1 pseudogene is annotated in these 216 nt (G+C 59.7%); it reads right to left on the bottom strand.

Features of this window, described 5'->3' with window-relative positions:
- Positions 1-216: pseudogene (locus tag ACLFKU_RS45025) on the bottom strand (IS21 family transposase); the annotation flags it as partial.

Here is a 216-nt window from a genome sequence, read left to right as displayed (position 1 = left end):
CGGGATCGTACATACACGCCTTTGTAATCGCGCATTTGGCGTTGTCGATGATCACGCGCTCCACGCGGCCGCCGAACCATTCGAAGGCGCGCCGGTGGCAGGCCAGCCACGTCTCGACCGTTTGATCGAGGACGATCTCTGCATACTGGTGCCGCGACCAGCACAGCGTCATCACGAAGAACCATGTCTTGAGCACAAGCCCGGACTCATGCATGA

Origin of the sequence: Paraburkholderia sp. EG304, from assembly GCF_046543485.1 — a bacterium.
GTDB lineage: Bacteria > Pseudomonadota > Gammaproteobacteria > Burkholderiales > Burkholderiaceae > Paraburkholderia > Paraburkholderia youngii.
Note: the sequence above shows the minus strand (reverse complement) of the source record. Positions and strands in the feature narration are given on the sequence as shown.